This is a genomic window from Sphingopyxis sp. DBS4, assembly GCF_024628865.1.
Taxonomy (GTDB): domain Bacteria; phylum Pseudomonadota; class Alphaproteobacteria; order Sphingomonadales; family Sphingomonadaceae; genus Sphingopyxis.
Genome location: NZ_CP102384.1, coordinates 2034633 through 2060642 on the forward strand (window position 1 = coordinate 2034633; position 26010 = coordinate 2060642).

General features: G+C 58.1%; 29 protein-coding genes. 13 read left to right on the top strand and 16 right to left on the bottom strand.

Translation table 11 applies throughout. The features are described from left to right. Window positions 1-82: 82 nt before the first annotated feature. From NP825_RS09580 to NP825_RS09615, 8 genes are read left to right on the top strand one after another with little or no spacing between them, the layout of a single operon-like run. The gene (locus NP825_RS09580) at window positions 83-994 is read left to right on the top strand and encodes a bifunctional 2-polyprenyl-6-hydroxyphenol methylase/3-demethylubiquinol 3-O-methyltransferase UbiG (RefSeq protein ID WP_257550892.1); all 912 of its coding nucleotides are present in this window, start codon (window positions 83-85) and stop codon (window positions 992-994) included. Further along, window positions 988-2580 (top strand): HAD family hydrolase, encoded by a 1593-nt coding sequence (locus NP825_RS09585; protein ID WP_257550894.1) that lies wholly within the window; start codon window positions 988-990, stop codon window positions 2578-2580. The genes NP825_RS09580 and NP825_RS09585 overlap by 7 nt, the downstream gene beginning before the upstream one ends. Further along, window positions 2580-2858, top strand: coding sequence for a hypothetical protein (locus NP825_RS09590; protein ID WP_257550896.1), 279 nt, complete (start codon window positions 2580-2582; stop codon window positions 2856-2858). Before NP825_RS09585 ends, NP825_RS09590 begins: the two co-directional genes overlap by 1 nt. Continuing rightward, window positions 2848-3897, top strand: a complete 1050-nt coding sequence (locus NP825_RS09595) for a ketoacyl-ACP synthase III (RefSeq protein ID WP_257550898.1) — start codon at window positions 2848-2850, stop codon at window positions 3895-3897. The genes NP825_RS09590 and NP825_RS09595 overlap by 11 nt, the downstream gene beginning before the upstream one ends. Before the next feature lie 5 nt (window positions 3898-3902). Further along, complete coding sequence (locus NP825_RS09600) at window positions 3903-4130, top strand: hypothetical protein (protein ID WP_257550900.1); 228 nt, start codon at window positions 3903-3905, stop codon at window positions 4128-4130. After that, window positions 4123-4857, top strand: a complete 735-nt coding sequence (locus tag NP825_RS09605; RefSeq protein WP_257550902.1) for an SDR family NAD(P)-dependent oxidoreductase — start codon at window positions 4123-4125, stop codon at window positions 4855-4857. The genes NP825_RS09600 and NP825_RS09605 overlap by 8 nt, the downstream gene beginning before the upstream one ends. Further along, window positions 4854-5234 (top strand): VOC family protein, encoded by a 381-nt coding sequence (locus NP825_RS09610; protein ID WP_257550904.1) that lies wholly within the window; start codon window positions 4854-4856, stop codon window positions 5232-5234. Before NP825_RS09605 ends, NP825_RS09610 begins: the two co-directional genes overlap by 4 nt. Beyond that, on the top strand, window positions 5231-5854 hold the full coding sequence (locus NP825_RS09615) for an acetyltransferase (protein WP_257550906.1): 624 nt from the start codon (window positions 5231-5233) through the stop codon (window positions 5852-5854). The genes NP825_RS09610 and NP825_RS09615 overlap by 4 nt, the downstream gene beginning before the upstream one ends. A gap of 259 nt (window positions 5855-6113) precedes the next feature. Here NP825_RS09615 and NP825_RS09620 read toward each other — a convergent pair whose 3' ends face one another. Next, entirely contained in the window at window positions 6114-6488 is a 375-nt protein-coding gene (locus NP825_RS09620; protein WP_257550908.1) for a hypothetical protein, read from the bottom strand. A gap of 264 nt (window positions 6489-6752) precedes the next feature. Here NP825_RS09620 and istA point away from each other — a divergent pair, with 264 nt between their 5' ends. After that, entirely contained in the window at window positions 6753-8225 is a 1473-nt protein-coding gene (istA, locus tag NP825_RS09625; RefSeq protein WP_257550910.1) for an IS21 family transposase, read from the top strand. Continuing rightward, window positions 8222-9058 (top strand): IS21-like element helper ATPase IstB, encoded by an 837-nt coding sequence (istB, locus tag NP825_RS09630; RefSeq protein ID WP_019052403.1) that lies wholly within the window; start codon window positions 8222-8224, stop codon window positions 9056-9058. Before istA ends, istB begins: the two co-directional genes overlap by 4 nt. 70 nt (window positions 9059-9128) lie before the next feature. Here istB and NP825_RS09635 read toward each other — a convergent pair whose 3' ends face one another. From NP825_RS09635 to NP825_RS09655, 5 genes are all read right to left on the bottom strand, one after another. Then, window positions 9129-9956, bottom strand: coding sequence for a DegT/DnrJ/EryC1/StrS aminotransferase family protein (locus tag NP825_RS09635; protein ID WP_257550914.1), 828 nt, complete (start codon window positions 9954-9956; stop codon window positions 9129-9131). 42 nt (window positions 9957-9998) lie between these two features. Then, window positions 9999-10601, bottom strand: coding sequence for a sugar transferase (locus NP825_RS09640; RefSeq protein WP_257550916.1), 603 nt, complete (start codon window positions 10599-10601; stop codon window positions 9999-10001). A 42-nt stretch (window positions 10602-10643) separates the two neighbouring features. Next, entirely contained in the window at window positions 10644-11798 is a 1155-nt protein-coding gene (locus NP825_RS09645; protein WP_257550918.1) for a glycosyltransferase family 4 protein, read from the bottom strand. A gap of 208 nt (window positions 11799-12006) precedes the next feature. Next, window positions 12007-13302: a lipopolysaccharide biosynthesis protein gene (locus NP825_RS09650; RefSeq protein WP_257550920.1), complete on the bottom strand. Its 1296-nt coding sequence runs from the start codon at window positions 13300-13302 to the stop codon at window positions 12007-12009. A gap of 31 nt (window positions 13303-13333) precedes the next feature. Further along, complete coding sequence (locus tag NP825_RS09655) at window positions 13334-13552, bottom strand: hypothetical protein (RefSeq protein WP_257550922.1); 219 nt, start codon at window positions 13550-13552, stop codon at window positions 13334-13336. Here NP825_RS09655 and NP825_RS23635 point away from each other — a divergent pair. Next, complete coding sequence (locus NP825_RS23635) at window positions 13458-13781, top strand: ATP-binding protein (protein ID WP_374046551.1); 324 nt, start codon at window positions 13458-13460, stop codon at window positions 13779-13781. The genes NP825_RS09655 and NP825_RS23635 overlap by 95 nt on opposite strands. 49 nt (window positions 13782-13830) lie before the next feature. On the opposite strand, the gene NP825_RS09660 is transcribed toward NP825_RS23635, so the two are convergent. The 3 genes from NP825_RS09660 to NP825_RS23640 form a co-directional block, all read right to left on the bottom strand. Beyond that, window positions 13831-15111, bottom strand: coding sequence for an O-antigen polymerase (locus NP825_RS09660; protein WP_257550924.1), 1281 nt, complete (start codon window positions 15109-15111; stop codon window positions 13831-13833). A 41-nt stretch (window positions 15112-15152) separates the two neighbouring features. After that, on the bottom strand, window positions 15153-16232 hold the full coding sequence (locus NP825_RS09665; RefSeq protein WP_257550926.1) for a glycosyltransferase: 1080 nt from the start codon (window positions 16230-16232) through the stop codon (window positions 15153-15155). Window positions 16233-16315: 83 nt separating this feature from the next. After that, window positions 16316-16519: a DapH/DapD/GlmU-related protein gene (locus tag NP825_RS23640; protein ID WP_374046562.1), complete on the bottom strand. Its 204-nt coding sequence runs from the start codon at window positions 16517-16519 to the stop codon at window positions 16316-16318. Between the two features lie 51 nt (window positions 16520-16570). Here NP825_RS23640 and NP825_RS09670 point away from each other — a divergent pair, with 51 nt between their 5' ends. Beyond that, a complete protein-coding gene (locus tag NP825_RS09670; protein WP_257550928.1) occupies window positions 16571-16885 on the top strand; it encodes a hypothetical protein in 315 nt (104 codons plus the stop codon). 56 nt (window positions 16886-16941) lie between these two features. Here NP825_RS09670 and tviB read toward each other — a convergent pair whose 3' ends face one another. From tviB to NP825_RS09705, 7 genes are all read right to left on the bottom strand, one after another. Beyond that, window positions 16942-18219, bottom strand: a complete 1278-nt coding sequence (tviB, locus tag NP825_RS09675; protein ID WP_257550930.1) for a Vi polysaccharide biosynthesis UDP-N-acetylglucosamine C-6 dehydrogenase TviB — start codon at window positions 18217-18219, stop codon at window positions 16942-16944. A 9-nt stretch (window positions 18220-18228) separates the two neighbouring features. Then, window positions 18229-19242 carry an NAD-dependent epimerase/dehydratase family protein gene (locus NP825_RS09680; RefSeq protein WP_257550932.1) on the bottom strand — a complete coding sequence of 338 codons (1014 nt, stop codon included), beginning with the start codon at window positions 19240-19242 and terminating at the stop codon, window positions 18229-18231. 29 nt (window positions 19243-19271) lie between these two features. Continuing rightward, window positions 19272-20450: a hypothetical protein gene (locus tag NP825_RS09685; RefSeq protein ID WP_257550934.1), complete on the bottom strand. Its 1179-nt coding sequence runs from the start codon at window positions 20448-20450 to the stop codon at window positions 19272-19274. A 106-nt stretch (window positions 20451-20556) separates the two neighbouring features. Continuing rightward, window positions 20557-22740, bottom strand: a complete 2184-nt coding sequence (locus NP825_RS09690; protein ID WP_257550937.1) for a polysaccharide biosynthesis tyrosine autokinase — start codon at window positions 22738-22740, stop codon at window positions 20557-20559. 16 nt (window positions 22741-22756) lie between these two features. Further along, a complete protein-coding gene (locus NP825_RS09695) occupies window positions 22757-23446 on the bottom strand; it encodes a polysaccharide biosynthesis/export family protein (RefSeq protein WP_257550939.1) in 690 nt (229 codons plus the stop codon). Between the two features lie 119 nt (window positions 23447-23565). Continuing rightward, the gene (locus NP825_RS09700) at window positions 23566-24942 is read right to left on the bottom strand and encodes an O-antigen ligase (protein ID WP_257550941.1); all 1377 of its coding nucleotides are present in this window, start codon (window positions 24940-24942) and stop codon (window positions 23566-23568) included. Between the two features lie 167 nt (window positions 24943-25109). After that, window positions 25110-25769: a metallophosphoesterase gene (locus NP825_RS09705; RefSeq protein WP_257551369.1), complete on the bottom strand. Its 660-nt coding sequence runs from the start codon at window positions 25767-25769 to the stop codon at window positions 25110-25112. Here NP825_RS09705 and NP825_RS09710 point away from each other — a divergent pair. Continuing rightward, window positions 25650-25904 (top strand): hypothetical protein, encoded by a 255-nt coding sequence (locus NP825_RS09710; RefSeq protein WP_257551594.1) that lies wholly within the window; start codon window positions 25650-25652, stop codon window positions 25902-25904. The two genes, NP825_RS09705 and NP825_RS09710, sit on opposite strands and share 120 nt — an antisense overlap. Window positions 25905-26010 lie beyond the last annotated feature (106 nt).

Sequence of the window (26010 nt, forward strand, 5' to 3'; positions counted from 1 at the left end):
TATGACCGCTGTGGTCGTGGCCGTGCAGTGTTGCGAATGACTGAAAGATGATGCAATCCCCCGGCCCAGCTAGGAGAAGATAGTGAGCCCGCCGCAAATTTGTCCGCTTTGTCAGGAAGTTGTGTCGCCTCGGCCGATTGAGCGCGGTAGCCTTCGTGTTTATGGATGCAAGACCTGCGGCCTGCATTTCGGCGAAATGCGGTCTGTTGCGGGCACCCGGGACGCAGGGTCGGTCGAAACCTCGCCGCATCACTTTTCCAACCTGCTGGCCCAGTCAGAGCGGTTGAGCGCCGCGCTGTCCGGCTTGATCGACGTACGAATGGCCACCTTTCGGGAGCGGCTGGGCGCCCCCCCCCGCCATTGGCTCGAGATCGGACCCGGCAGCGGACTGCTCAGCGCGATCGTCGAGCGGCATGGCGGATACTGGCGCGGCTGCGAAATCGAACCGAACATGGCGAAAAACATGGCAGAGCGCGGCCTGGACGTCGTTCAGGCGGATTTCGCGGCAGTCGATCCGCGTGAACTTTTCACGCCGGCCGCCGCGGCGCAGGGCGGCTTCGACATCGTTTTCCTCTCGCAAGTCTTCGAGCACGTCCGCTCGCCCGACGCTTTCCTTCGGAACGCTTGGACGGCGCTTCGTCCTGGGGGGCTTATCTATATCGACGTTCCCAACGACGATGGCCTGACAGCCGTCATTCGCCGGTGGAACCGATGGAGCGAGGCCTATGGGGAGATTGTTCCGCCATTCCACATGCTGGCCTATGGCGCGAACACACTGGCCTTTGGACTCCGTCAGGCGGGTTTCGAGGGCGTTTCGACGCGTTCGGCATCCTATGACGATCCGGTGTTCGGTCTGGCCCACGCCCGGATCCACGACGGTGCCAAGCTGAAAGCCGTCTGGAAGCTGTCACATATCCTGGCCAAGGGCGGAAACCTGACCGCCATAGCTCAAAAACCTCTGTCTGTCGAAGCCGGAGACCGCGCTCCATGTTGATCGAATTCGTCGGCAATGTGATTACCCAGCCCTTCGGGCGGATCGCCCGGCAAATCCCCCGAACCGATGTCGAAGTGCAGCATCACGGTGTGGACCAGATCATGCAGGTGCTGCTTGGCAACAGCAGGCCCGACGTTCTCGTCGCGCATGTCACGCTCGACTATTTCATAGTCGAAGGCTGGGACCGCGACGCGGCGATGCGTCGCATGGAGGAATATTGCCAGGCCGCGTGCAAATTCGCCTCGGCCGGCCACAGCATCCTTATCATCAATACGCTGGCAGGTCCGACGCGCCGGATCGTTGGCGCGAAGCATATCGCCCGCCAGCGCCTCGTCTCCGCACTGAACGAAATGCTGTTCCGCTGCGCGGACGAATGCTCCTGGGTCAGCATCGCCGACACCGCCGGAGTCTTGGCACGTTGCGGGCACGACGTCAGTATCAGTGCGATCAACGACGCCGTGATGCGCCTCCCCTACACCAACCAAGTCATGCCGGCGCTGATGGACGAATATGCCAGAGCCATCGGCGAACGCTTTACTGCCCGAAAGAAGGTGCTGCTGCTCGACGCCGACAACACATTGTGGGGCGGCGTGATCGGCGAAGACGGGGTGGAAGGCATTCAGGTCGGCGATCAATATCCCGGCATCTTGTATCGGCGCTTTCAGTCCGAATTGCTTGAATTGCGCGCAACCGGCCTCTTGCTATGCCTCGTCACCAAGAATAACGAGCCCGATGTCCGCGAAGCCTTCGAGCGGGCCGACATGCCTCTGAAATGGGACCATTTCGCCGCGATCAGGGCGAATTGGGAACCGAAGAGCGTAAATATCGAAGCGATCGCCGCGCAGTTGAACGTGGGGGTAGATTCGATGCTGTTCGTCGACGACAATCCGGTCGAACTGGCCGAAGTCGCCGCACGTTTCCCGATGCTGGCATCGCGCCAGTTCAGTGTTCGGGAAGCAGCCGACGCACTGCAGTGGATCGAGGCGCTCCCGGATATCGGCATCTGGTCGCCATCAGCCGAAGATATGGCAAAGTCCGATCAATATCGTCAGGAGGCTCGCCGTCAGGAACAACAGGCGGCGGCGGCCTCAATCGAGGACTATATCGCATCGCTCGACATGGTGATCGAGGCGGGGCTGAATCGGACCGAGCAGGTGAAGCGCATCGCGCAACTGACGAACAAGACCAACCAGTTCAATCTGACGACGCGGCGCTATTCCGAAAGCGAGATCATGGTCGCGATGAAGGAGGGGCAGGTCTTCGACTTTCGCGTGCGCGATCGTTTCGGCGACATGGGAATCATCGCGGTGGTCATTGTCCGCAACGGCGAAATCGAGACCTTCTTGATGAGTTGTCGAGCGCTCGGCCGACGGATAGAGGATGATATTATCAAACATGTGATCTCGCACACGTCCGAAAAACCGATTAAGGCCTCCTATATCCGGACAGCCAAGAATCCGATGGTCGCCGATTTTTACGATCGCATGGGTTTTACCCGCATCGGCGACGGAGAGGACGTCAGGCTCTATGCATATGACACGCCAAGCGACCTTGAATTGACCAATCAGCTTACCGAGGTTTTTTAATGACCGATATCTCCCAGGTTCTCGACGACTCCCTCCGCCAGATTCTTGCCGGTCTCGAACTGGAAACTCCGATCGAAGTGAATGCGTCGGCCAATATTCTCGACGCTGTCGACTCCTTTGCCATCGTCGACCTGCTACTGGAAACTGAAGGACGGATCGAACAGGTCATCGGGCGCTATGTTCCGCTGGCGGACGAGACGATTTTCGATGCGGAAAAATCACCTTTGAGGAAATGGGCCAATTGGACCATTTATGTGGAGAAGCGCATTGCAGAATAGTTCAGAGAGAGCCGAACTGCGGTTCGCCAATGCGTCGATCCGCGGAATCGTTACCACGGTCGGCGATCGGACGGTTGAATTCGCACAGGAAGCGCCCGCGATGGGCCTAACCGAGGCGGACGTCGCCAGGCTCAAGCGCGCCATCGGCCTCGATCGACGCCAGATCGTATCGGGCGATAAAACCACGTCCGACCTCTGCGAGCATTCGGCGCGGCACCTGCTTTCGGGATGCGGCATCGAGGCATCGGATTGCCAAGCGATCATCTTCGTCTCGCAGACGCCCGATTATACGGCGCCTGCGACGGCGATTTCTCTGCAAGCGCGGCTCGGGCTGCCCATCACGTCCATGGCTTTCGACGTCCGTCTGGGTTGCAGCGGATTCGTCTATGGCTTGTCGATGGCTTTCAGCCTGGTGGAATCGGGTTTGAATCGCGTCCTACTTTGCGTGGGCGATGTGGCGTCCAAATTTGTCGATCCGACCGATCATTCCATCGCGCCAATCATGGGCGATGCAGGCGCGGCGATTCTGGTCGAACGCCGGCCGTCCAAAAGCTACTTCCAATTCTACTCCGACGGTACGGGCGCCCGCGCCCTGATCATCCCCAACAGCGGGGTTCGCAAAACGCCGGAAGACGAAGGCATGCCGGAGCTCATGCACATGGATGGCGCCGCGGTCTTCAATTTTACGCTCCAGCGCGTGCCTTCGATGATCGCCGACATCCTCGCCTACGGCGGACGCGATGCGGCCGACATCGACTATTTTGTCCTGCATCAGCCCAACAAATATATTCTGAAGAACATCCAGAAGCGGATGAAGGTCGACGACGCAAAATTGCCGTCTGATACGCAGTCGGTCTATGGAAACCAGAACAGCGCCTCGATTCCGGGCACGATCTCCGGCTTCCTTTCCGATCGGTTTTCGACGTCTCGTCTAACCTCGGTTTTCTCGGGGTTCGGCATCGGTCTCAGCTGGGCAGCCGCGATCGTGGAAACCGACGCGATTTTCGCCCCCGCCACATTCATCGGAACAGGGAAATAAGACTCATGGATAGCGCAGCGTTTCTGGCCAAAGTTGCCGAGGTTCTGGACTATGATGGCGAAATCGTTCGGGGTCAGAAGCTCGAAGATATCGACATGTGGGATTCCCTGGGAATCCTGTCGATCGTCGAATTGCTTGAGGAGCTGGGCGCGGAAGTTGATATCGATACGATCAACGACCTGAAGACCACGGATGAATTGATCGCCCTCGCCGGGGAAGCCGTCAGTGGCTGAAGCAAGTGAGCCGGCCCGTCCGCACGCTCTCATCATCGGGGCTTCGAGTGGCATCGGTGCGGCGCTCGCGACACGGCTGGCCAACACCTATCATCTGTCGCTCATCGCCCGCCGCACCGACAGGCTGGAGGCCATGGCCGGTCCGCATTGCACCGCCTACGCCTGCGACGTGACCGATGCCGAGCGGCTGAGCGAGACCATCAAGACAGCCGTCGCCGCCAATGGCAAAGTCGATCGCATGGTTTATTGCGCGGGGCAGCAGCTTATCAAGCCGATCCGCGCGGCGCGGCCCGCCGAGCTCGCGGATGTCGTCAACGTCAATCTCATGGGTGCCTTGATCACCGCATCGGCTTTCGCTAGTCCCCGTACGACGCATTCCGAAGCCGTTTATTGCGCGATTTCGTCGATCGCGGCGCAACGCCCCGAACCCGGCATTCTTGCTTATTCGGCCGCCAAGGCGGGTCTGGATGCCTTGGTGCGCGGTCTCGCCCGCGAAAGCGCGCCCAGACGAGTAGTCGCGATCGCTCCCGGTTGGCTCGACACCGAAATGACGCAGTCACAACCGCATGTCTACAATCAGGAGTTCCGAGAGAGACTGGCCGCATCAACGCCTCGCGGCATCGCGACGGTCGACGAGGTCGTCGAACTGGCAATGTATCTGATGTCCGATGCGGCCCGCAGCATCACCGGCCAGATTTTCACGATCGACGGCGGCGCTTCGTTGTGATCCGTATCCACCACGTCGGCTATGTGGTTCGGGATCTCAACGCCTATGCGGCCTCTCTGCCAGGTCTCGAGTTCGAAGCGGAGGTCGTGGACGAGATACAAAATGCCCGTATCGCGCTGTACCGCGTCGGAGATGCGTCACGGATAGAGTTGATTCAGCCGCTCGGCGAAAGCGCCTTCACCTGGGCGCATCTCAACCGATCGGGTGAAGGGCTGCACCATATCTGCTATGAGGGTATTGGCGCGGATGCAATCGACGACTATCTGCGGCAGCACCGGCTGATGCGCGTTCGCGGGCCGGTTCATGCCGTCTTGTTCGACCGGAACGTGCTATTCGCTGTGACAAGGCAGCGGGCTATTGTGGAGTTCATCCTATGACCAAACTCGTCCTGATCGGCGGCGGCGGCTTCGCCAAGGAAGTGCATGAAATCGCAGACCTGGCTGGGCATGAAGTCGTGGGCTATGTGGCGGATACCAAAGGTGTCGCGAATTTGCCCCGTCTTGGCACGATCGACGATCTGGACGAGCTACGATCGAAATTCGACCATCTCGCCATAGGGTTCGGTGCGGTCGATCGCCGTTCGCTGGGACGCAGAGCCCAGGTGATCGGCGAACTCGAGGCCAAGGGCTTCACCTTCCAGTCGCTTGTCTCGCCCCATGCGGTCGTTTCGCGCGGTGCCGAGATCGCCGCCGGAGCGGTCGTAGCGCATGGCGTGGTCATCAGCGTCGATGCAAAAATCGGCGCTCACGCCATCCTCAATACCTCGGCCATCGTCGGTCATGATGCGGTAATCGGCGAACGCACGATCGTAGCGCCGAATGCCTTTGTCGGCGGGGCAGCTTCCATCGGCCGCGATTGCCTCATCGGTCCCAGTTCGGTGGTCCTGGAAGGCCGCGCCGTCTCTGACGAAGTCATCGTTTCGCTGGGTAGCCTCGTTTTGCGGAACGTCGACAAGGGTATGACGATCCTGCCCAATCGCTCGCAGCCAAGACGATAACCCCTCGGCGTTCCTCTTCATCGTGACGGCCGGCAAGCCGGGATGATCGACGTCGGCCAGGCAGAACCCGGCCCAACGCCTGCCTAGAGTGCGTCCTGTTTAGATTGAGCCGTTCGTGCTGAGGAGGGGCTGAGCGCAGTCGAAGACCCGTCTCGAAGGACCATACGCCGCGCTCGGCCCTTCGAGACGCCATTTCGACAAGCTCCATGGCTCCTCAGCACGAACGGTGCTTTTTGAATCCGTCTCTTCAGGACAAACTCTAGCTGGATGCTCTGGCGAAAACGTCCGCGGTGACATCCGCCGTCAGCCGCATCTGCTCGTCGGTCAGCGTCGGGTGGACCAGCCACATCACGCTGGTTTCGCCCAGTGTGCGGGCGACGGGCAGCCGTTGCAGCGGGCGGAAACCAGTGCCGTCGAACGCCTTCTCCAGATAGACTTCCGCACAGCTGCCGTGAAGGCAGGGGATGCCCCGCGCGTTGATTTCCGCGACGATGCGGTCGCGATCCCATCCGGCCGCCAGCCGTTCGGGCTGGATATAGGCGTAGAATTTATACTCGGCGTGCGTACTTCCCTCTTCGGCGAGCACCGGGGTCCGCACGACCTCCGCAAAGGGAGCGAGCGCATCGCGGATCACGGCGGCGTTGCGGCGACGCGCGGCGCTCCAGTCTGCTGCGCGACAATCAAGGTGAGAACAGCGCGACAATCTAGATGAGAATGGCGGGGGTGTGTCTGTCGGGACGAGGGGCGAAGCCCCGAGGAGCGACAGACACACCCCCGCAAGCGTCTTTTCTTTTGGAATGGCGCTTTTGGTGATCGTGACCTGCCAGGTGGCGCCTCCTTTGGAAGGGGAGATGCGGTGCCCGGGAGACATATCAACGATCATCAGGTGAGATTATATATGAAGATGAGACAGACAGTGTCGCCGCGCTCGGCGGCGGCGTGCGCGGCGTTCAGCACGGCAACGGCGTATCGGCTGGAGCGGGATGCGCAGTTGCCCTCGCAGAAGAAAGAGCCGCGCGGTCGCCGGCGCCCCGATCCGCTGGCGGATATCTTCGATAGCGAAGTTGTACCGCTGCTGGAGGCGGCGCCGGGACTCCGGGCCGTGACGGTGTTCGAAGAAATGCAGCGTCGTCATCCTGAGCTTCCCGATGGGGTGCGGCGGACGATGGAGCGTCGGGTTCGAAGCTGGCGGGCGCTGCAAGGCCCGGATCGCGACGTGATCTTCCGCCAGGTGCACGAGCCGGGTCGGATGGGGCTGTCGGATTTTACCGACATGGCCGATCTGGGCGTACACATCGCCGGGGTCGGGCTCGATCACCGGCTGTACCACTTCCGGCTCGCCTGTTCTGGCTTCGAGCATGCCCATGTGATCCTGGGCGGCGAGAGTTATGTCGCGTTGGCGGAAGGGCTGCAGAATGCCCTGTGGGCGCTGGGCGGCGCGCCGCGCGAGCATCGCAGCGACAGTCTGTCGGCGGCGTTCCGCAATCTGGATGCATCGGCGCGCGAGGATCTGACGCATAGATATGACGCGCTGTGTCGCCATTACCGGATGGAGCCGACCCGCAATAACCGCGGTGTTGCGCATGAAAATGGCGCGATCGAGAGCGCGCACGGGCATCTGAAGGCGGCGGTGCGCGACGCGCTGTTGATGCGCGGATCGGCCGACTTCAACGACCTTGCGGAATATCGCTGCTTCGTCGACGAGATCGTCGCGCGCAAGAATGCGCGGTGCGCGAAGCGGATCGACGCCGAACGGGCGGCGCTTCAGTCGCTACCGAGCATGCGCACCAGCGATTATGAAGAGGTGCTTGTCATGGTGACCTCCTCGGGCGGGTTCACGCTGCGCAAGGTGTTCTACACCGTGCCGTCGCGGCTGATCGGCCATCGACTGCGAGTGCGACTTTACGACGATCGGCTTGAGCTGTTCCTCGGCGGCACACCGCTCTTTACGCTTCCGCGCGGCCGCGCCGAGCGCAGCGGCAAACATGGCCATGTCGTCGATTATCGCCATGTCATCCATGCGCTTCGGCGCAAACCGATGGCGCTGCTGAATCTTGTCTATCGCCACCAGCTCTTCCCGCGCGAGGCCTACCGGCGCATGTTCGATCGGCTGCTGGAGCGGCTCGCCGAACGGGTCGCGTGCCGGACAATGGTCGAGCTTCTTAGCCTCGCGCATGAGCGGGCCTGCGAGGCCGAACTCGCCGCTGTGTTGGAAACCCTGCTAGCGACGCCGCAGGGTATGCCGGACATGGCAATGCTTAGGGCGCGGTTCGCGCCCGACCCCGCGGCGCTGCCCGAGGTCATCGTCGAGCTCGTCCCGCTGAGCGCCTATGAAGCGCTCCTGGCTCCTCGCGCGGAGGAAATGGCATGACCCAGGGTATTGATGTCACAAAGCTCACGCTGATGCTCAACGAGCTGCGACTGCCGACAATCAAACAGCTCTGGCCGACGTTCGCCGAGCGTTCCGACAAGGAGGGCTGGCCGGCGGCGCGGTTCCTCAGCGCGATCACCGAGCATGAGATCGCCGAACGCGGTCGCCGCCGCATGGAGCGGCATCTGGCGGAGGCGAAACTGCTGCCGGGAAAAACGCTCGATACGTTCGACTTCGACGCGGTTCCGATGATATCGAAGGCGCAGGTGATGGCGATCTGTGCCGGAGACAGCTGGCTCGAAAATGGCGCAAACCTGATCCTGTTCGGCCCGCCCGGCGGAGGAAAATCGCATCTGTCGTCGGGCATCGGGCTCGCGCTGATCGAAAAGGGTTGGCGGGTGCTGTTCGTCCGCACCTCCGACCTCGTCCAGAAACTACAGGTCGCGCGCCGCGAGCTCGCGCTCGAGAACGCGATCAATCGGCTTGATCGCTTCGACCTTCTGATCCTCGACGACCTTGCCTATGTCGCCAAGGATCAGGCTGAAACCTCGGTTCTGTTCGAGCTGATCAGCGCGCGATACGAGCGGCGTTCGCTGATGATAACCGCCAACCAGCCGTTCGGCGAATGGAACCGGGTCTTCCCCGATCCCGCAATGACGCTGGCCGCCGTCGACCGCCTCGTGCACCACGCCACCATCTTCGAGATGAATGTCGAAAGCTATCGGCGGCGCACGGCTATCGAGCGAAAACAGCAGGGGGCAGGTCGCCCCGCCAAGGTCGCCACAGCCAAAAATACCGATGTGTCGCTCCCCGACAATCAACCTGAGACATAGGTCTTGCCAGCGGCAATCAAACACACCAAAACGACCTCGTCGCGATCAGCGCTTCTCATCCTGATCGTCGCTAACTTCTCATCCAGATCGTCGCGCTACACCAGTCCGCCATCCGGCGAAGCTGGATCCGCCCGATCGCGCCCTGCATCTCCAGCATCCGCCAGTTGGTGCCGATGCTTTCGTGCACCCAGCGAAAACCGGGCGGGTGCGCGCGCTCGTAAACCGCTTCCCAGCTCTTGCCATGATCCTTGAACGACCACATGCGCGACCACAAGTCGCGGTCGTTGCAGGTCAGCATTCCGCCCTCCCCGCCCGTGGTCATGATCTTGTCCTGGCAGAAGGACCACGCGCCGGCATGGCCGATCGAGCCGACGCTGCGTCCGCGATAGCGTGCGCCGTGCGCCTGCGCGCAATCCTCGATCACCTTGATCCCGCGCGGTTCGGCGAGCGCCATGATCGGGTCCATGTCGGCGGGCCATCCGCCGAGATGGACGACGATGATCGCCCGCGTCCAGTCGCTGAGCACCGGAGCGATGGTTGCGACCGAGATATTCCCGCTGTCGGCGTCGACATCGGCAAAGACCGGCCGGGCGCCGGCATTTATGACGCAGCTTACCGATGCCAGGAAGGTACGGGGCGTGACGATTACCTCATCATCCGCAGAACCTCCATTGACCGCTCCCACGCGCAATCCGTGCAACGCGAGGTCGAGCGCCAGCGTGCCGTTGGCAAGCGCTATGGCATATTCGCAGTCGCTCCACGCAGCAAACTCGCGCTCGAAAAGGCGACATTCCTCGCCGGTCCAATAGTTGACCCGGTTCGAACGGAGCACGGCGGCTACGGCATCGACTTCCTCTTCGGTGAAGCTCGGCCAGGGAGCAAAGGGTGTGTCCAGCATGATTGTTCCATCGCATGGTTGAGGAAGAAGGAATAGGAGCACTCAGCCGTCATCGCGATGCGAACCCAGGAACGGCGGCATCGTAGCCTCCCCTGCCGCGCTGATCCCCTCTCTCCGCACGACTTTGGGCAGCGTGAGAAGCAGGATGCGAAAATCAAGCAGCAAGCTCCGGTTATCGACATACCACACGTCAAGCGCGAACTTATGTTCCCAACTCAGCGAATTGCGCCCCATGATCTGCGCCCACCCCGTCACCCCGGGCCGCACTTCATGCCGCCTTGCCTGTTCGGGACTATAAAGCGGGAGATAGGACATCAGCAACGGACGGGGCCCGACCAAACTCATATCGCCCTTCAAGACATTCCACAGTCCAGGCAATTCGTCGAGGCTCGTCGAGCGCAAAAAGCGCCCGATCGGGGTCAAACGCTCGGCGTCGGTGAGCGGGGTTCCGTCAGCAGCGAAAGCGTCCCGCATGGTGCGGAACTTCAGCATCGTAAAGGGGACGCCGTTGAGTCCGGGGCGGATATGACGGAACAATATCGGGCTGCCCATCATAACACGGATCAACAGTGCAATCAGCGCCAAAAGTGGCAGCGCAAAAAACAATGCGAGGCCGGAGACCATAATGTCCAAAAATCGCTTCATACTGCACGAATTTGCGTGATCGCCGAATGGCTGCGCAACTCCCTATTTTTGCGCATCATCATGGTCTTCTCTGCTTGCTGACAGCTTCATGATATCCATAATAGCTCGATTTACTTGCTTCACGTCATATTTCAGCGCGACCAACTCATAGCCTGCCTGCCCCATAGCTTCTACTTCCATCGGATTATCGAGCAGATGAACGATGGCGGCGGCCAGTCTCCGCGAATCGCGTACTGGAACGAGTAGACCGTTCACGCCATGCTTCACGGTTTCCCGGCAACCTGGTGCATCGCTAGTGACAACCGGTCGTCCCATCGCCATCGCTTCCAACACGGATCGCGGCGTTCCTTCCCGATAGGAGGGCAGGACATAAAGGCGCGCCTGCGCTATCACCGGCCGGACATCATCTGTCGGACCAAGATATTCGAGGCCGTCAGCAACCCACTCCTCCACTTCTTCGCGACCGATAGAATCGGGCCCTTCGTCGAATGGCCCAACCAGCAGGAAGCGGGCCGAGGGATGGCTCGCACGCACGGCAAATGCTGCGGCAGCATAATCGCGGACGCCCTTGGCGGCGAGCAGTCTTGCAATCATCAACACCACCGGCGCATCGGGAAGCGGAGCACGGGAATAATGCTCCATATCGACCCCCGATCCGTCGATCATGGCGGCTTTCGCAGGATCGACAAGACAGCCGCCCCTTATGAAATCATCTCGATCATCCGGATTCTGAAAGATCACACGTTCACTGCGACGCGTCGCAGCGCGATAGAGCCAGCGCGCAGCCATACCAGTCAATCTCTGACGGGTCGACAGTCTGGCGCCCGCCTCGGTAAAGGCATAGCCGAGACCGGTGATCATGGCATAGGACGGGATACCTGCCGAACCGGCTGCGAACGCGCCCCAGATATTTGGTTTGATCGTATAGGTAAGCAACGCATCAGGCCTGATGCGCAGAAGTATCCGCTTCAAGACACGGTAGTAGGCAAGGTCGGCGCGCATGCCCGTGCCCCTGCGCTCTAGCGGAGTCTCATATACCATCGCCCCCATGGCTTCGAGCGCCGAACGCACATCGCCAGGGATATCCGGGGCTCCGACCGATACCCGATGCCCTGCCGCGAGCAGATCGCGAATCAATGGGCCACGAAAATTAATCAATGAAGGCGCATAGGATCCGAGAAGAAAGATGTGTGTCATGTGGAAAATCTAGATCACTCGTCCGAAAACCATCCAATTACGACCTACCAAAAGCAACTTCCCTCCTGATCTACCGACGCGAATCATGGATTTTACGCGCCTGAAGGCAGCATCCACCGGAAGAGAAATCCTTTCTGAACGAATAAGGATTACTTCCCTTCTCACAGCACATGATGCTCGTTCAAGATCTTACGCAGAACATGCGGGGTCATACATCACCCCTGTCATTCCGATAAAATCTCGCAAAAACCGCAGAGACATCCCTCCTCTTTACAAGCAGAATATCTCGAAAATCAATATTGGTATGGACGTAAAATATCAGTATAACTCCGATACCTGCAACGGAATAGGATAATATATTTGCCATTAATGATCCATAAACCCCCCAATGCGGTATGAAAATAAAATTTAAAATTACATTTAAAATAAGAGAAAATACCATGATAGAAACATATTTTTTCACGTTATAAATAGATATTAGATAGGATCCAATGACCTTAGATGGAATCATGAATATATTAGCAATCAGCATTAAAAGAGAAATTTCATAGCTTTCAGAAAAGCTACTCCCGAAAACAAGATTTATAGCGAATTTCCCAAAACATAAAAACAAAATATATATAATAATAGTCAAGAAAAGCGCCATTCTATGAGCGGATGCAACGCCGCGCGCATCTTCCCCCCGTGCCGTTCTGCTGGTTTGAACATCCTTGAATATATCCGAGAATATCCAAAGATATTCAGCCACAAGAACCCCAACCACATATATGCCAATATCTCTTGCGTTAACATTCAACTCCGACTGAATGAGAACATCAACCTTATAGAGGGTAGTAGTAGAAACGATAAGAAAAAACAAAGGTATCGATCGCATCATTGCGCTTCGCACAACAGGGAAGCTTTTTTGAGATACAAGGCTCTTGATCGAAAAAAGCGAACCAGTCGAAACTTGATCCGGTCCGCGAACGATCGCGCGCAGACTGAGAGCTGTATTCACGAACTCCTTCGAAATGAAGGCACAAACGACCCATCCTACAGCGTGCGGAGCCCAAAACCACACCAGCACCATCGCAAGCACCTCGGCCAAGCTTCCGAGCATTGTGGCTATGGAGGCGCCTTGGATATTCTCGACAAGGCTCACCGCTTGAAATTGCAGCCGAAGCAAAGAGCAGCACGCAACGATCAAAATCATATGGTGCACCGGATTCAGAACGCCGGTCAGCAACAACGCGGCCAGCATGAGCAATGCCGCCATCTTTATTGAAACAGCGACAAAACCCGCGCAGGCCCCCGGCCCTTGTTGCCGCCTAAGGCTCTGATAATAATTGCTTAATCCAAAATTTAGGACGACGACCAGAATAGCCGCGGAATTCTGGATGAAAGCATATTCAGCGCGCATCTCCGGGCCCAGAAAACGAGCAACCAATGCAGATGCCGCGGTCCCGCTAAACACCACAAACATTTTTTTTGCTATTGTCGCCGTATAATCGGAAGATCGTATCATGACCTAGATGACCCTATTAATAAAAACTACTTTATATTAGCAAAAATTCGACATTGCGGGACTTTCGACGCGCGAAACCGCTCGCCGGGCGAGCATCGTGCATCGACGGGCGCAGCGAAGCTGACGGCTCGGCCAGGCCGAGCTGCTGCTGCTCGATGACTGGGGACTCGAACCGTTCGAAGCCGGCGCCCGGTTCCATCTGCCGGAGATGCTGGAGGAGTGCGACCGTAGCGGCTCGACGCTTCGTCACCAGCCTGGTATCGATCGCAAAGTGGCGCGCGCCGATCAGCGATCCGACCTATGCCGACGCGATCCTCGACCGGCTCGCGCACAATGTCCATCGCATCGCGCTCGAAGGGGAGTCGCCTCGGCGGGCGAAGGCCCACTCGGGCCCGATCGCCGAGGCGGCGCCGAGCTCGTCCGAGCCCGTGCTCACCCACGGTTGGTCCGCGCGCCAAAATCATGAATCACAACCATGACGATCAGACCTCCAATCGGTGGGCGGCTTCGCCGGAAGCCGCGTGGCATCTACCGATCCCGGAATCTAAAAATCCTATAGATAAAGACTATCAAAATGATGGGGAGTATCGTCTGCTTCGTAAGGGACGATATTATCGTCGATACATCTCCCCTCAAGCTCCATATGAGAAGCGGCACGCTGGAGAAATATATCGAGAGATATATATCGTTTCTATTCGCTTTCTTCCAGAGGAATGATGACAGGCAACCATAGAGGAAACCTCCGATAATAACTCCAACTACACTGCCATATATGTAGAAAGCGCCCATGAGGCTGAATCCGAGCCCTCCTACATCCCGCCTGATTGAATAGGGTGTGTAATATTTATAGAACCAAGCTGTTGAGCTGTCGTATGAAGAGAGCGATGTAGGAAGAAACCCCCTTACGATATCCTCAAAGAGTCTTGAAAGAGACTGGTTTGAATATATATCCGGGCTCAGCAGCAAGATATCTAGATTGCTGCCAGCCGAGGCGAAGTCACTCTTCATGAAACCGACGATGAAGTTGCTTCCTGAAAATGATAGTTGGACGCTGTCAGATCCCAGAGAAACGCCCAAGCTTTTAGAAAACGGAACAAACAATATCACGGCTAGTACAGAGAAATACACAACAGATGGCTTAACAGATTTAAAGTATAGAGACATGAATGCTAATGATAGCGCAATTTTAAAGAAAACGTCTCTTTCACCTGTCACCAAAAGGGTAAAAAATGACAGGATCAGAGAGCAGATAATTTCAAATATTGGAATTTTACCATTTTTTCTATAGAAAGAAATGGCATAAACGACGAAAGACAGCACGAAATAGCTATAAAAAAATCCGAAATACCCGAGATCTGAATCTGAACTTATTGAAGAAAACTCCCTCTTACTAGAAGCTCCGCTATTATAGAATATAAATATATTAATTAAAACTAATGCGATTGATACATAAAAATTATATTTATATAGCGTATATCTATCAAATATATCTACAAGCCCATGGTCATTTTTCTGATCCGAATCGAATAATATTAATGAGAAACATACGGAGAAATGGAAAATATTTGCGAATAAGGCAGTTTCCAATGGGTTATATAGCCCATAGCCCTCGAACAAATATACAATATTCCCGCCAAATGAGTATAAAAATGATGCTATGGAGAGCCATACGACCGGCTTGAATATTAAGCCCTTCCCATATAAAACAGAAAATATCGTAATATACATGCCAATTAATACGAATAATACTTCACTCGAATAGTAAAGTGCTATTGCGTTCGTAAAAATAAATATGAAAAATAATATCATTGCGAAAATGATATGATTATTTCTCTTTTCAATCATTGAATCTATCTACCATCCCTATAGGATAAAAGATCCATAAATGCGCTTTGGCGGCGATTTTCGATAACATTCGTATCGTAACGCCGAGAAGTATTTAGATTCTCAAATCCAACTTTTTGCATAAGTGCAGGATTCGAAAGCAGCTTACGCAATAATGCAACCATAGATTCTAGATCGGCTGGTTCGACGAGCCATTTTTCATCAAGCAATTCATCGGTACCGCCAACTTTCGTTGCAACGACCGGAAGCCCGCGACTCATGCCTTCGATCACAGCCCGGCTGAGACCTTCCTGCTTGCTTGCTTGCAACAAGATATCCAGCCGGTCCATCCAGCAGAGAACCGCATCTCCAGGCGGCACGATCCCATCAAAGAACACCTTATCAGCGACGCCGTATCGTTCGGCAATCGCCCGCAAATGCGCAGGATCGCCCCGCCCCAGAAATCTTATGCAGACGTTGGCTTGACCGAAATCAAATATTAGACGGCGAAGGCACTCCAAAGCAACATCCTGCCCCTTGTAACCCACGTCTAGCGCCCCAACAAGGCCTATCGTATATATGTCACGACTTGATCTTATCGCCCTAATTATCGAAAATTCCTCGTCGGCAATTGGCTCGACCATCGCATTCGTGCAAGAATAAACCTTTCCTGCACAGGGATATTTCTTTTGCAGGGCTTTTTCTGTGACATATATAGATATTTTTGCTTTGGATACTTCTTTCTTCATAATATATTCACTGTAATGTGCCAATAATACCCCCATGCGAGAGCGATGGTTGTATACGGATTCAAATACATCTCCGACAACTTCCACGAGATATGGGATATTCGCGTTACGCGCTTCTTTTGCTGCAAGAGAACCGAGAAGACTCGGAAGTCGAGCAATCACGATGTCAGCATTTCGTACCGCTCGACCTATTTTATTTTTAATAGAAAAGTACCGAATAATATTTTTCGCGGTAAGTAAATTTGGAAACGGCAGGAAATCGATCGAGGGATTCTCGATCACAGGAAGGTTGCACGAAGCAACTTTTCGCCCCCGGCAGATGACCTGCAAATTTCCAAAGGCATTTACATAGCGCATAAGCGCTTCTTCCGGGAGTCCCCCGGGGTCATGAAATCCTTTTTCGGTCTGGAGATACCAGTGGTCGTGTACGAAGAGCGCCCTCATTTGAAACGGCTCGTTTCTATTTCAACCGACCGAGGCAGGTCACGTATCTTTCGAGCAGGAACCCCTCCATAAAGTGAGCCCGACGGGACTGCTCGCGTCACGACAGCGCCCGCTGCAATAATACAACGTGTTTCTATCGTAACGCCACTCAGCAAGCGCGCTCCTGCCCCAATCCAGACGTCATCCGCAATTGTCACCATAGCGGTAGCGATCGGATTGTACTTGATAGCGATATCCGTACATCTCCAATCATGATCGAAAGAAAGAAGACTGCATCCATGCGCGATGGAAACATCATTGCCGATTGTGCAGCCGCCAACTGCGTCCAGGTAGCAATTTTCATGAATGGAAACATTGCTTCCAATCCTCAAATTATGTCGATTGAGAATGGTAACATTACGGCCGATGTAGACATTGCGTCCGACAGCGGCCGAATCTGCGCGCAAAAGCGCATAACGCAACAGCAAAGCGATTGCGCCGCCGAAAGGGCGGCTTGCATCCCACAGCAGAGCACGGATAGTCTTGGGAAACCACCTTACAAAAAAACACGATATGGCAATGACTGAGCCATATCGATTGAATTTGTCCCGACCGCTCGTTGGCCTCGTTCTATCCTCGATGCTCACAATCGCTGATCACTTTCGGCCGCTCCCAGAACATTCTTGATGTCATAGAGCATATGGATGGGTTTGCCCCATGCCCGAATGCCGCCCACGCCCAGTTCGGCGAACTCCCGATGCGCCACAGCAAGAATGATGCCATCATAGGCGCCGGCTTGCGGGGCAGCAACAAGATCGACGCCATATTCGTGAACCGCCTCCGCGACGTCGGCCCAAGGATCGTGAACATCGACCGCGATGCCATAATCCTGGAGCTCGGTCACCACATCGATTACGCGGGTATTGCGCAGGTCGGGGCAATTCTCCTTGAAGGTGAGGCCGAGCACCAATACGCGGGCTCCGTCAACTTGAATACGGCGCTTGAGCATCGCCTTCACCATTTGACCGGCGATATAGGCGCCCATGCCGTCGTTGATGCGTCGTCCGGCGAGAATCACCTGAGGGTGGTAGCCAAGCATCTCCGCTTTGTACGTCAGATAATAGGGATCGACGCCGATGCAGTGGCCGCCGACGAGGCCTGGGCGGAAGGGCAGGAAGTTCCACTTCGTTCCCGCCGCCTTCAGCACGGCCTCGGTATCGATGCCCATGCGATTGAAGATGATCGCTAGCTCGTTGATCAGCGCGATGTTGAGGTCGCGCTGGGTATTCTCGATGACCTTCGCCGCCTCGGCGACGCGGATCGATTCCGCCTTCCACGTGCCGGCCTCGATAATCGAGGCATAAAGCCGGTCGACCGTCTCGGCGACCTCGGGCGTCGAGCCGGAGGTCACCTTGCGAATCGTCGTCAGCCGGTGCGCTTTGTCGCCCGGATTGATCCGCTCGGGGCTGTAGCCTGCAAAGAAATCCTCGTTGAACTTGAGGCCGGAGATACGCTCCAGCACCGGCACGCAATCCTCCTCGGTGGCGCCGGGATAGACGGTCGATTCATAGATCACGATGTCGCCGCGCTTGAGCACCTTCCCCAGCGTCTCGGACGCTCGGATGAGCGGCGTCAGGTCTGGCCGTTTGCTCGCGTCGATGGGGGTCGGCACGGTAACGATATAGATCGTCGCCTTTGCCAGATCGGCGGGGTCGGCGGTGAAGGAAAGCTGTTTCGCCTCGGCCAGTTCCTCGGGTGAGGTCTCGAGTGTGTGGTCGCTGCCGCCGCGCAGTTCCGCAATACGTTCCTTGCGGATATCGAAACCGATCACCGGGCGATGCTTGCCGAACTCGACGGCCAGCGGCAGGCCGACATAGCCAAGTCCGACAACCGCCACGGTCGGGAGAGACATGCTGTTCATACCGGGCCCTTATTTCCCGTAATATTCGCGGAACCACGTGACGAATTTGGCAATGCCGTCGCGGAAATCGGTCTGCGGGCGATAGTCGGTAAGACGCTGAAGCAACTCCGCATTTGCCCAGGTAGCGGGTACATCCCCCGGCTGCATCTCCATATAATTCCGGATCGCCTTCTTGCCGAGACAGTCCTCGATCGCCTCGATGAAATCGAGCAGGCGTACCTTGTCCGAATTGCCGATGTTGACGATGCGGAACGGCGCCACCGGCGAGAGGCTGTCGCCCGGCTCGATCTCGTCCTTGGAAGCAGGGCGCACCGGTACCGCGTCGACCAGCAGGCGGATACCGCGCACCAGATCCTCGACATAGGTGAAGTCACGATACATATCACCATGATTATAGATGTCGATCGGCCGCCCCTCGAGCGTTGCGTCGACGAATTTATACAGTGCCATGTCCGGACGGCCCCAAGGACCGTAAACGGTGAAGAAGCGGAACATGGTGGTCGGCAGATTCCAAAGATGCGCATAGCTGTGCGCCATGCTCTCGTTGGCCTTCTTGGTGGCCGCATAAATGGTCAATTGCGTATCGGCCTTCTCGGTCTCCACGAAAGGCATTTCGTCATTGGCGCCATAGACCGAAGAGGTCGATGCCATCAGCAGATGGCCGACCTCCAGCCGCCGCGCAGCCTCCATGACGTTGAAGGTGCCGATGATATTGCTGTCGATATAGGCACGTGGATTTTCGAGACTGTAGCGCACACCGGCCTGCGCAGCGAGGTGGACGATGACGTCGGGCCGGAAACTATCGGCAACGCGGTCGAACAGAAGCTGGTCTTCCAGCATCCCCTCGACGGCTTTGAAATCTGCCGACTGGAGCAGCATCGCATGCCGGCGCTGCTTGATCCGCACGTCATAATAATCGGTCATCCCGTCATAGCCGCAAACGCTGAAGCCTTCGGCAAGCAGTAACTTCGCGAGATGAAAACCGATAAAGCCGGCGGTACCCGTAATCAGAACCCTGCGCACGGGTGAGGAAGATGTATAAGACACAGCCATTATTCTTTCAAAACTCCCTTCGAACCCGTCGGCGAAGCCTGATCGACGCGCCTGAGGTTCAGGCGGCGGAATTGCGCATCGATGCCCGCCGACATGTCCGGGACGTTCACGTTGACCGAAAACCAGTACCAACGGCAGGCATCGTTCGCGATGGCCAGGCCGGCGCGCTGATGTCCGACGCCAAGGCTCACGATCTGTGCGGCGCCGGGATCGCTTCCCTTTTCCGCGCAACTGAGACGAGCCGACAACACATCCTTTTCGAGAGCGGCCCCCGCGACGAGATCCCATTCCATCTCATACGCCCCGGGCGCAAGCGCGACCAATCGGCGGGCGGCATAGCCGCGCGCACCGGCGATCGCGGAAATCGACATGCGTTTGCGCTCGGGCTCTATCGTCGCTCCGAGATTGCCCGACGACGCCAATTCCCAGTCAATCGGCGGCAGAACGGCGGGCTGCGAGAAATCAGCATCGGGGAGCACGCCTTCGGCCGCCTGTGACGCCGGCGTCCGGCGCAAGGCGGCGGCCAGTTGTTGCAGCGCATTGAAATGACCATAATCGGCGAGACGCCGGGCAAGCGCGCGGTCGGTGTCCCTTATTTCGGTCTGCCGCCAAGGTGCTCCGGCCACAAGGATGCGCAGCTTGGCCGCATTCTCCAGGCTGGCCGGCACGGACACCACCGCGCGCCAGTAGCGATCCGACCAGCTCGGTTCCGGTCCGATGACCGGCGCCAGCGTCGAAGCGGCTCCAGGTCTCGCCGTCGCCTGAGCCATCGCCTTGACATAGACCGATCGCAAGGTTCCATTGGTCAGAATGGCGCGCGACATCCACAAGAAGAAGGAGGTCTCGTCATCGCGCAGCGCGGCGGCCTCTATCGAAGCCGAGGTGATCAGCGAACTCCGGCGCGTGAGCTTGCCCCCGAGATCGAGCAGCGCCTGCCTCCGGGCGGCGTCGGCGCGACCGGTCGATGCGATCAATATGCCCAGCGCCGCAGAGGACAGAGGCTCGCTCTGGTAAGCAGTCAGGGCGAGCTGGCGCTCGCGCACCGAAATTGCGGCGTTCCGATTCTGCTGTTGCCGCGCGGCATAGGAAGCGAAAGCCAGATTGGCCTTCGCCTGCCCCATCGGTCCGATGCCGATGGCGGCCGACCTGGCCGGATCTTTGACCTGGCTGGCGATCACGCCGCTCGATGTGCCGACCAGCACGGCCAGCACGGCCGCCGTCGACCAAAGCAATATTCCCGCAATCTTCACCGTTTCACCAAATTCTCGAATTGGTCCGACACGGTCACGCGCCTTCGGTCTTGTCGGAACCGTAGCTGAAGCCGTAGCCGTAGCCGTAGCCGTAGCCGTAAACCTGATTCCGGGCGCCCACCTTGGTAACGATTGCGCCGAACAGCTTTGCCCCCGACATGCGGAGTCGGGTCAGCGCCGTCGCAATCGCGCGGTTCTTGGTCGAATTGGCTTCGATCGTGAACAACACGCCTTCGACCCGGCGCGCGATCAGCGGCGCGTCGGCAAGACCCAGCAGCGGCGGCGAGTCGACCAGAACATGATCGTAGCGCTCAAGCAGCGTCGCGATCAGCGTGCTGAGTCTTTCACTGCCCAGCAACTCCGCCGCATTGGGCGGCATCTTGCCGGCGGTGATGATCGAAAAGCCGAATTTGGGCAGTTCGGCGATCATCCCGTCCAGATCCTCGTCACCCGAAAGATAGTGGCTGAGCCCGCGCTGGTTGGGAATGTCGAGATAGCGATTGAGCGACGGATTCCGCACGTCCGCATCGACGAGAATGACCGACTTGCCGGTCGCGGAAAGTACCGTCGCAAGGCAGAGCGACGAATTGCTCTTGCCTTCCTTCGGCCGCGACGAAGTCAGCATGATCGACCGCGGCGCGCCATGCGCGGTGAGGAAGGTCAGGTTGGTCATCAACGAGAAATAGGCTTCGTAGATCGCCGACTTCTTGTCCGTGATGGCGTCCGCGACCGGCCTGTTGATCACTTCGGGAATTGCCCCCAGCAAGGGCAGGCCGAAGCGCGACTGGACATCCTGCGGATCGCGCACCGAACTGTCCATCTTCTCAAGCATGAACACAAGGCCCGCCGCAAGCACCATGCCCGCGAGAAGCGCGACGGCCAAATTGATCAGCAGGCTGGGACTCGACGGGCGTTCGGCCGGCTTCGCCCGATCGACCAGCGACACATTGTTCGTGCCGACGCCCGCAACGCCGATTTCCTTGTAGCGCTGCAGCAGGCCCTCATAAAGCTGGCGGTTCGAATCCACCTCGCGCTGCAGGATCGCCATCTCGATCGATTCCCGCTGCTGGCTGTTATAGCGATTGGTCAGCCCGTTCAGTTCACTCTCCAGATCGCGCTCGCGCTTCACTGCGGCATTATAGGCTTCGCGATTCCCCTGCGACGAGCGCCCCACTTCATCGCGGATGCTCTTGTCGAGATTCGCGATCTCCGACCGCAGCGACACGACCGCCGGATAGTCGTCCGCAAAAGTCGTTCGCATCTGCGCGAGTTCAGCCTCCGCCACTGCGCGCTTCTGCCGCAGCGCGCTGATGGTGGGCGCATTGACCTGCGCGACCCCCGTCATCGTATTGGCGAGTTCGGCTTCGGCGGCGATGCGGGCTTCGCGCGCCTTGGCGAGCGCCTGGCTGATCTGGATGATATCCGATCCGACCAGCGTCTGGGTTCTCGTCCTGCCATTATTGTCCGTCTCGGACGCAACGGTGACGATACCCTTGGAAACGGAGTAATTGATCAGTGCCCGCTCGGAAGTCTCCAGATTCTGGCGAAGCGTATCGAGCCGCCCCTCGAGATATTTGCGTGCGTCGGACGTGGCGGCAAAACGGCGATCAATCGTCGCCTGCACGAACTGGGTGACCCATAAGTCCGCCAGTTTGGCGGATAATCTCGCCGACGGCGTCGAAAAACCGATATCGACGAGGCTCGACGTGCGCACCGGGGAAACGTCGATCCGATCAAGCAGGATTTCGACGGCCTTGACCGTGAGGCTGCGCCGCTCGGCACTGGTCATTCCCGCATCGGCCGCGTCGAGGTTAAACGCCGCGATGAAATCCTTGTCCGCGGTCAGATTTCCGGCCCGAATGACCCGCTCGGCGAGCGATTCCGATTTAAGCAGCGAATATTGCGTATTGTAGAACGCGATTTCGTTGACCATCGCACGGTCCCGCTGTTCGTCGACCGACGTATCGACGGGAGAATCGGGCAATATCTCGATCCGCGCGGTAGAGGTATATTCGGGAGTCGCGAGAAATGTCGCGAGCAGACCGAGAAGCAAAGCGCCGACGATCGCCGCCATCACCCAGTTGCGATGGTTGAGGATCGCCGAAAATATGCGCTCGATTTCGGGAAGCGACGCGGCATATTGTTCTTCGCCACCTTCTCCATAAGACGAAGGGGCGGGATCGACAGGCACGATAGGGCCGCGGACAATCTCGTTCATTTGGCGGTCCATCCTATCAAAATTCGCGCGCGAGCAGGATTAGCGGCGACAGGAGCGCCGGCGTTGCCGCCAGAATATCCTTGAACATGCGGCGCTGCGGCGAATCGCCGACGATCACCACGTCGTTGGGGAAGATTTCCGGATCGGCGTAGTTGCCGCGGCGGATGGCCCCGATATTATAGATGCCGACATATTGCTTCGTTCCGACATTGCGGAACACCACCACATCGTCGAGCTTCGCGAATTCGGTGAGACCGCCCGCCAGCGCGACCGCGCGCATCAGTGTCATGCGGCCCGCCACCGGATAGGAGCCCGACCGCTTGACCTCGCCGTCGACCGATACCGCCATCGACTGGAAAGCCAGTGCGCTCGCGCTCGTGGGCGCCTTGAAGTTCACCGTGACCTGGGGATCGCGAATATATTTTCCGACGAGCTGCGATCGGATCTGATCGGCCAGCGCCAGCGGGGTCTTGCCGGCGGCGGCAACCGTGCCAACGAGCGGGAAGGAGAAATTCCCCTCTCCGTCGGTCATGATGTCGCGCTGCAAGTCCGGTACCCCGAACACTTCGATGCGCAATTCCGTGAAGGGGCCGATGAAGGCCAGCCGCGTCGAACGGATCACGTCGGACGCTTCGGGTGGCGGCAGGACGGACAATGCGGTGATCGGCGTCCCCGGCACGCTCGCGACCGGGGGCGCGCTTTTCACGCATCCCGCAAGCAGCGCGGCCGTTGCGGCACACAAGAGAATATTTTTCATAGAAAAACTGTCAAACCCCGTAATCGACGGCGAAAAAGGCTATAGTGGATCGGCTTTTGCCCGCAAGCCTATTCCCGCCGGGCCGTGGCGGGCGCGGGACATACGAAAAGTACCAGCAGCATGATCACCATCGCCTGCAGTGAGGGCGTCCGCAGCGGATAGTCGACGAGGCTGGCCGCCGCCAGAAGACCCGCCACCGCCAGCACTGGCAGGCGATAGTCGCCGCGATGCCCTTTGACCAGCCGCGTGAAGCCCGCCCAGGCGGCCGCGCGGCCGAACCATATCAGCCCTGCCGCAACGATCAGTGCGAATGGCAAGCCGCCGGTAATTAGCGCTTCCATCCAATCATTATGGGCGTGGTTGAAATAGGCGGGCTGTAACAGGGCATCGACTTCAAATATTTTGTAAACATCCGGAAACGATCCGAATCCTGCGCCCACACCCCAATATGTTTCGGTCATCTGCCAGACGGTAGGCCAGGCAAGAACACGAAGATCCTCCGCGGCCCGGTTGTCGGCGAGCCGGCTAAGCGACGTCGTGCGACCGGCCAAGAATAGAATCGTCGCCAGAAGCGCGGCAATCAACACCGGCGGCGTGTAGACCAGCCATTGCGTTCCAAAAGACGCACTGCCGGACACAACTCTGCGACGCGGCGTAGCAACGGGCCGACCGCGCCATGCCGACAGGATCATCGCATAACCGATCAAGAACGCCACACCGCCGGCAACCAGCCCGGCACGCGAGCCGATCAGCATGGTCATCGTCACGCACAGGATCGCAGCAGCGGCTAAGCCAAGCTGGATCATCGGATTCTGCTGCCGCCGCATCAGTTCGTCGCGGAGGAGCGCCGCCGCGAAAACAACCGCACAGGCCTGAAAGACAGCGTGGTGATTACGGTTGGCGAACAGACCGACCATCGAATTGTAGTTTGTAATTCTGTATAAGAAAGCAGCGCTTCCACTTCCAGAGACGATCTGCAGCAGTCCGAGCAGACTGCTCGCGACGGCGATGATGACCAGCGCTTGCATCACCCGCGCCATGTCTTCAGCGCCTAGACGGGCGGCGACCAGCAGCGCCGCAAGCGGCACCGTCATCGCGAGGAGGCTGTTCCACGTATCCGAGGGCGTCAGTGAAATCGGCCGCCAGAGCTCCGGCTGTCCAAGCAGCCGATCGATCATGACGATCGTTTCGCGGCCGGGCAGCGCGTGCCAGATCGAGGGAGCGAGCGGAATGAGCTGAATGGCGATCCACGTGGTCAGGACAAGCAGAATCGCGAGCGGTGCGAGGATGCGGCGCCAGTCGTCGCGCGTCATACCTGTAATCGCCCAGCAGGCGAACAGCACCGATACGCCGCGCAGGATCGGCAGTGACGCGATGTCGCTCCGCGATCCGCCGCCGGTCAAGAACACGAACAGCAAAAACAGAATGGCTATCCAGCCTTGCATATCGGGCGAACTGGAGCCTTTCGGACGCGACGCGCCTGTCGTTCTTCTGCTCATATTTTCACTATTCTGGCATCGGATGCATGGAAAACAGGGCCCTAGACCGTATCGGCGCCGGCGAATAGACCGTCCGGCGAGGAGTGGCAAGGTTCGGCAGGCCGAACCCGAGGTCAGGCCGCATTCGCCCTCGCCTCGCTTTCGCGTGCGAAGAGAAACCAGCGCCGGCTCCCTTCGAGTCCGATTCCGGCAAGGACACCGCTGCGGAACGCGCCGACGTCGATGCCGATGCGATTGGCTTGCTCGTCGGGCGCAGCGGTGATGCTGTGACCATGGACGATGACCTTGCCATGATCGCCGAGATCGTCGAGAAATTCGTCGCGGATCCAGCGCAGATCGGAAAGCGCCTGCTTTTCGAGCGGAACGCCGGGGCGCACCCCTGCGTGGACGAAAGCATAGTCGCCGATTTCGACCATATCCTCGCCGCCGCCGAGGAACGCGACATGATCCGGCGGCACCAATGCGGGCAGCCGCTCGGCCACTTCCTCGAAACTCGCCTTTTCGAAATCCTGATCGTCGCGCCAATAGCTGCGGATCGTGGCGTCGCCGCCGATCCGCATGAAATAGCGGACGCGGCGCACATCGCCAGTCAGCGCCGCGAGAAAACATTCCTCGTGATTGCCAATCAGCAGCCGGACGTCGGGAAACTCGTCATGAAGCCGCATCGCGCGCTCCACCACCTCAGCAGACGACGGGCCACGGTCAACCAGATCGCCCAGCAGAATCAGGGTCATGTCGGCCGACCCACGCGCGGCATGATCGGCACGGATCAGATCAAGCATCTCGGCAAACAGATCGTCGCGCCCGTGGATGTCGCCGATGGCGTAGATACGCCTTCCCGCCGGTATCTCAGGTCCCCGGGGCGCGGACGAGGCCGGGTTTTTGCTGCGCTTCCAGAACATGACTAGCGAACCGATCCAACCTCAAAATATCGTATAACGGGGCTAAGGCGGCGCGACGACCGCACCATTCCCCCTAGCCCTCCACCCCGTGGATGACAACATACACCGCCCG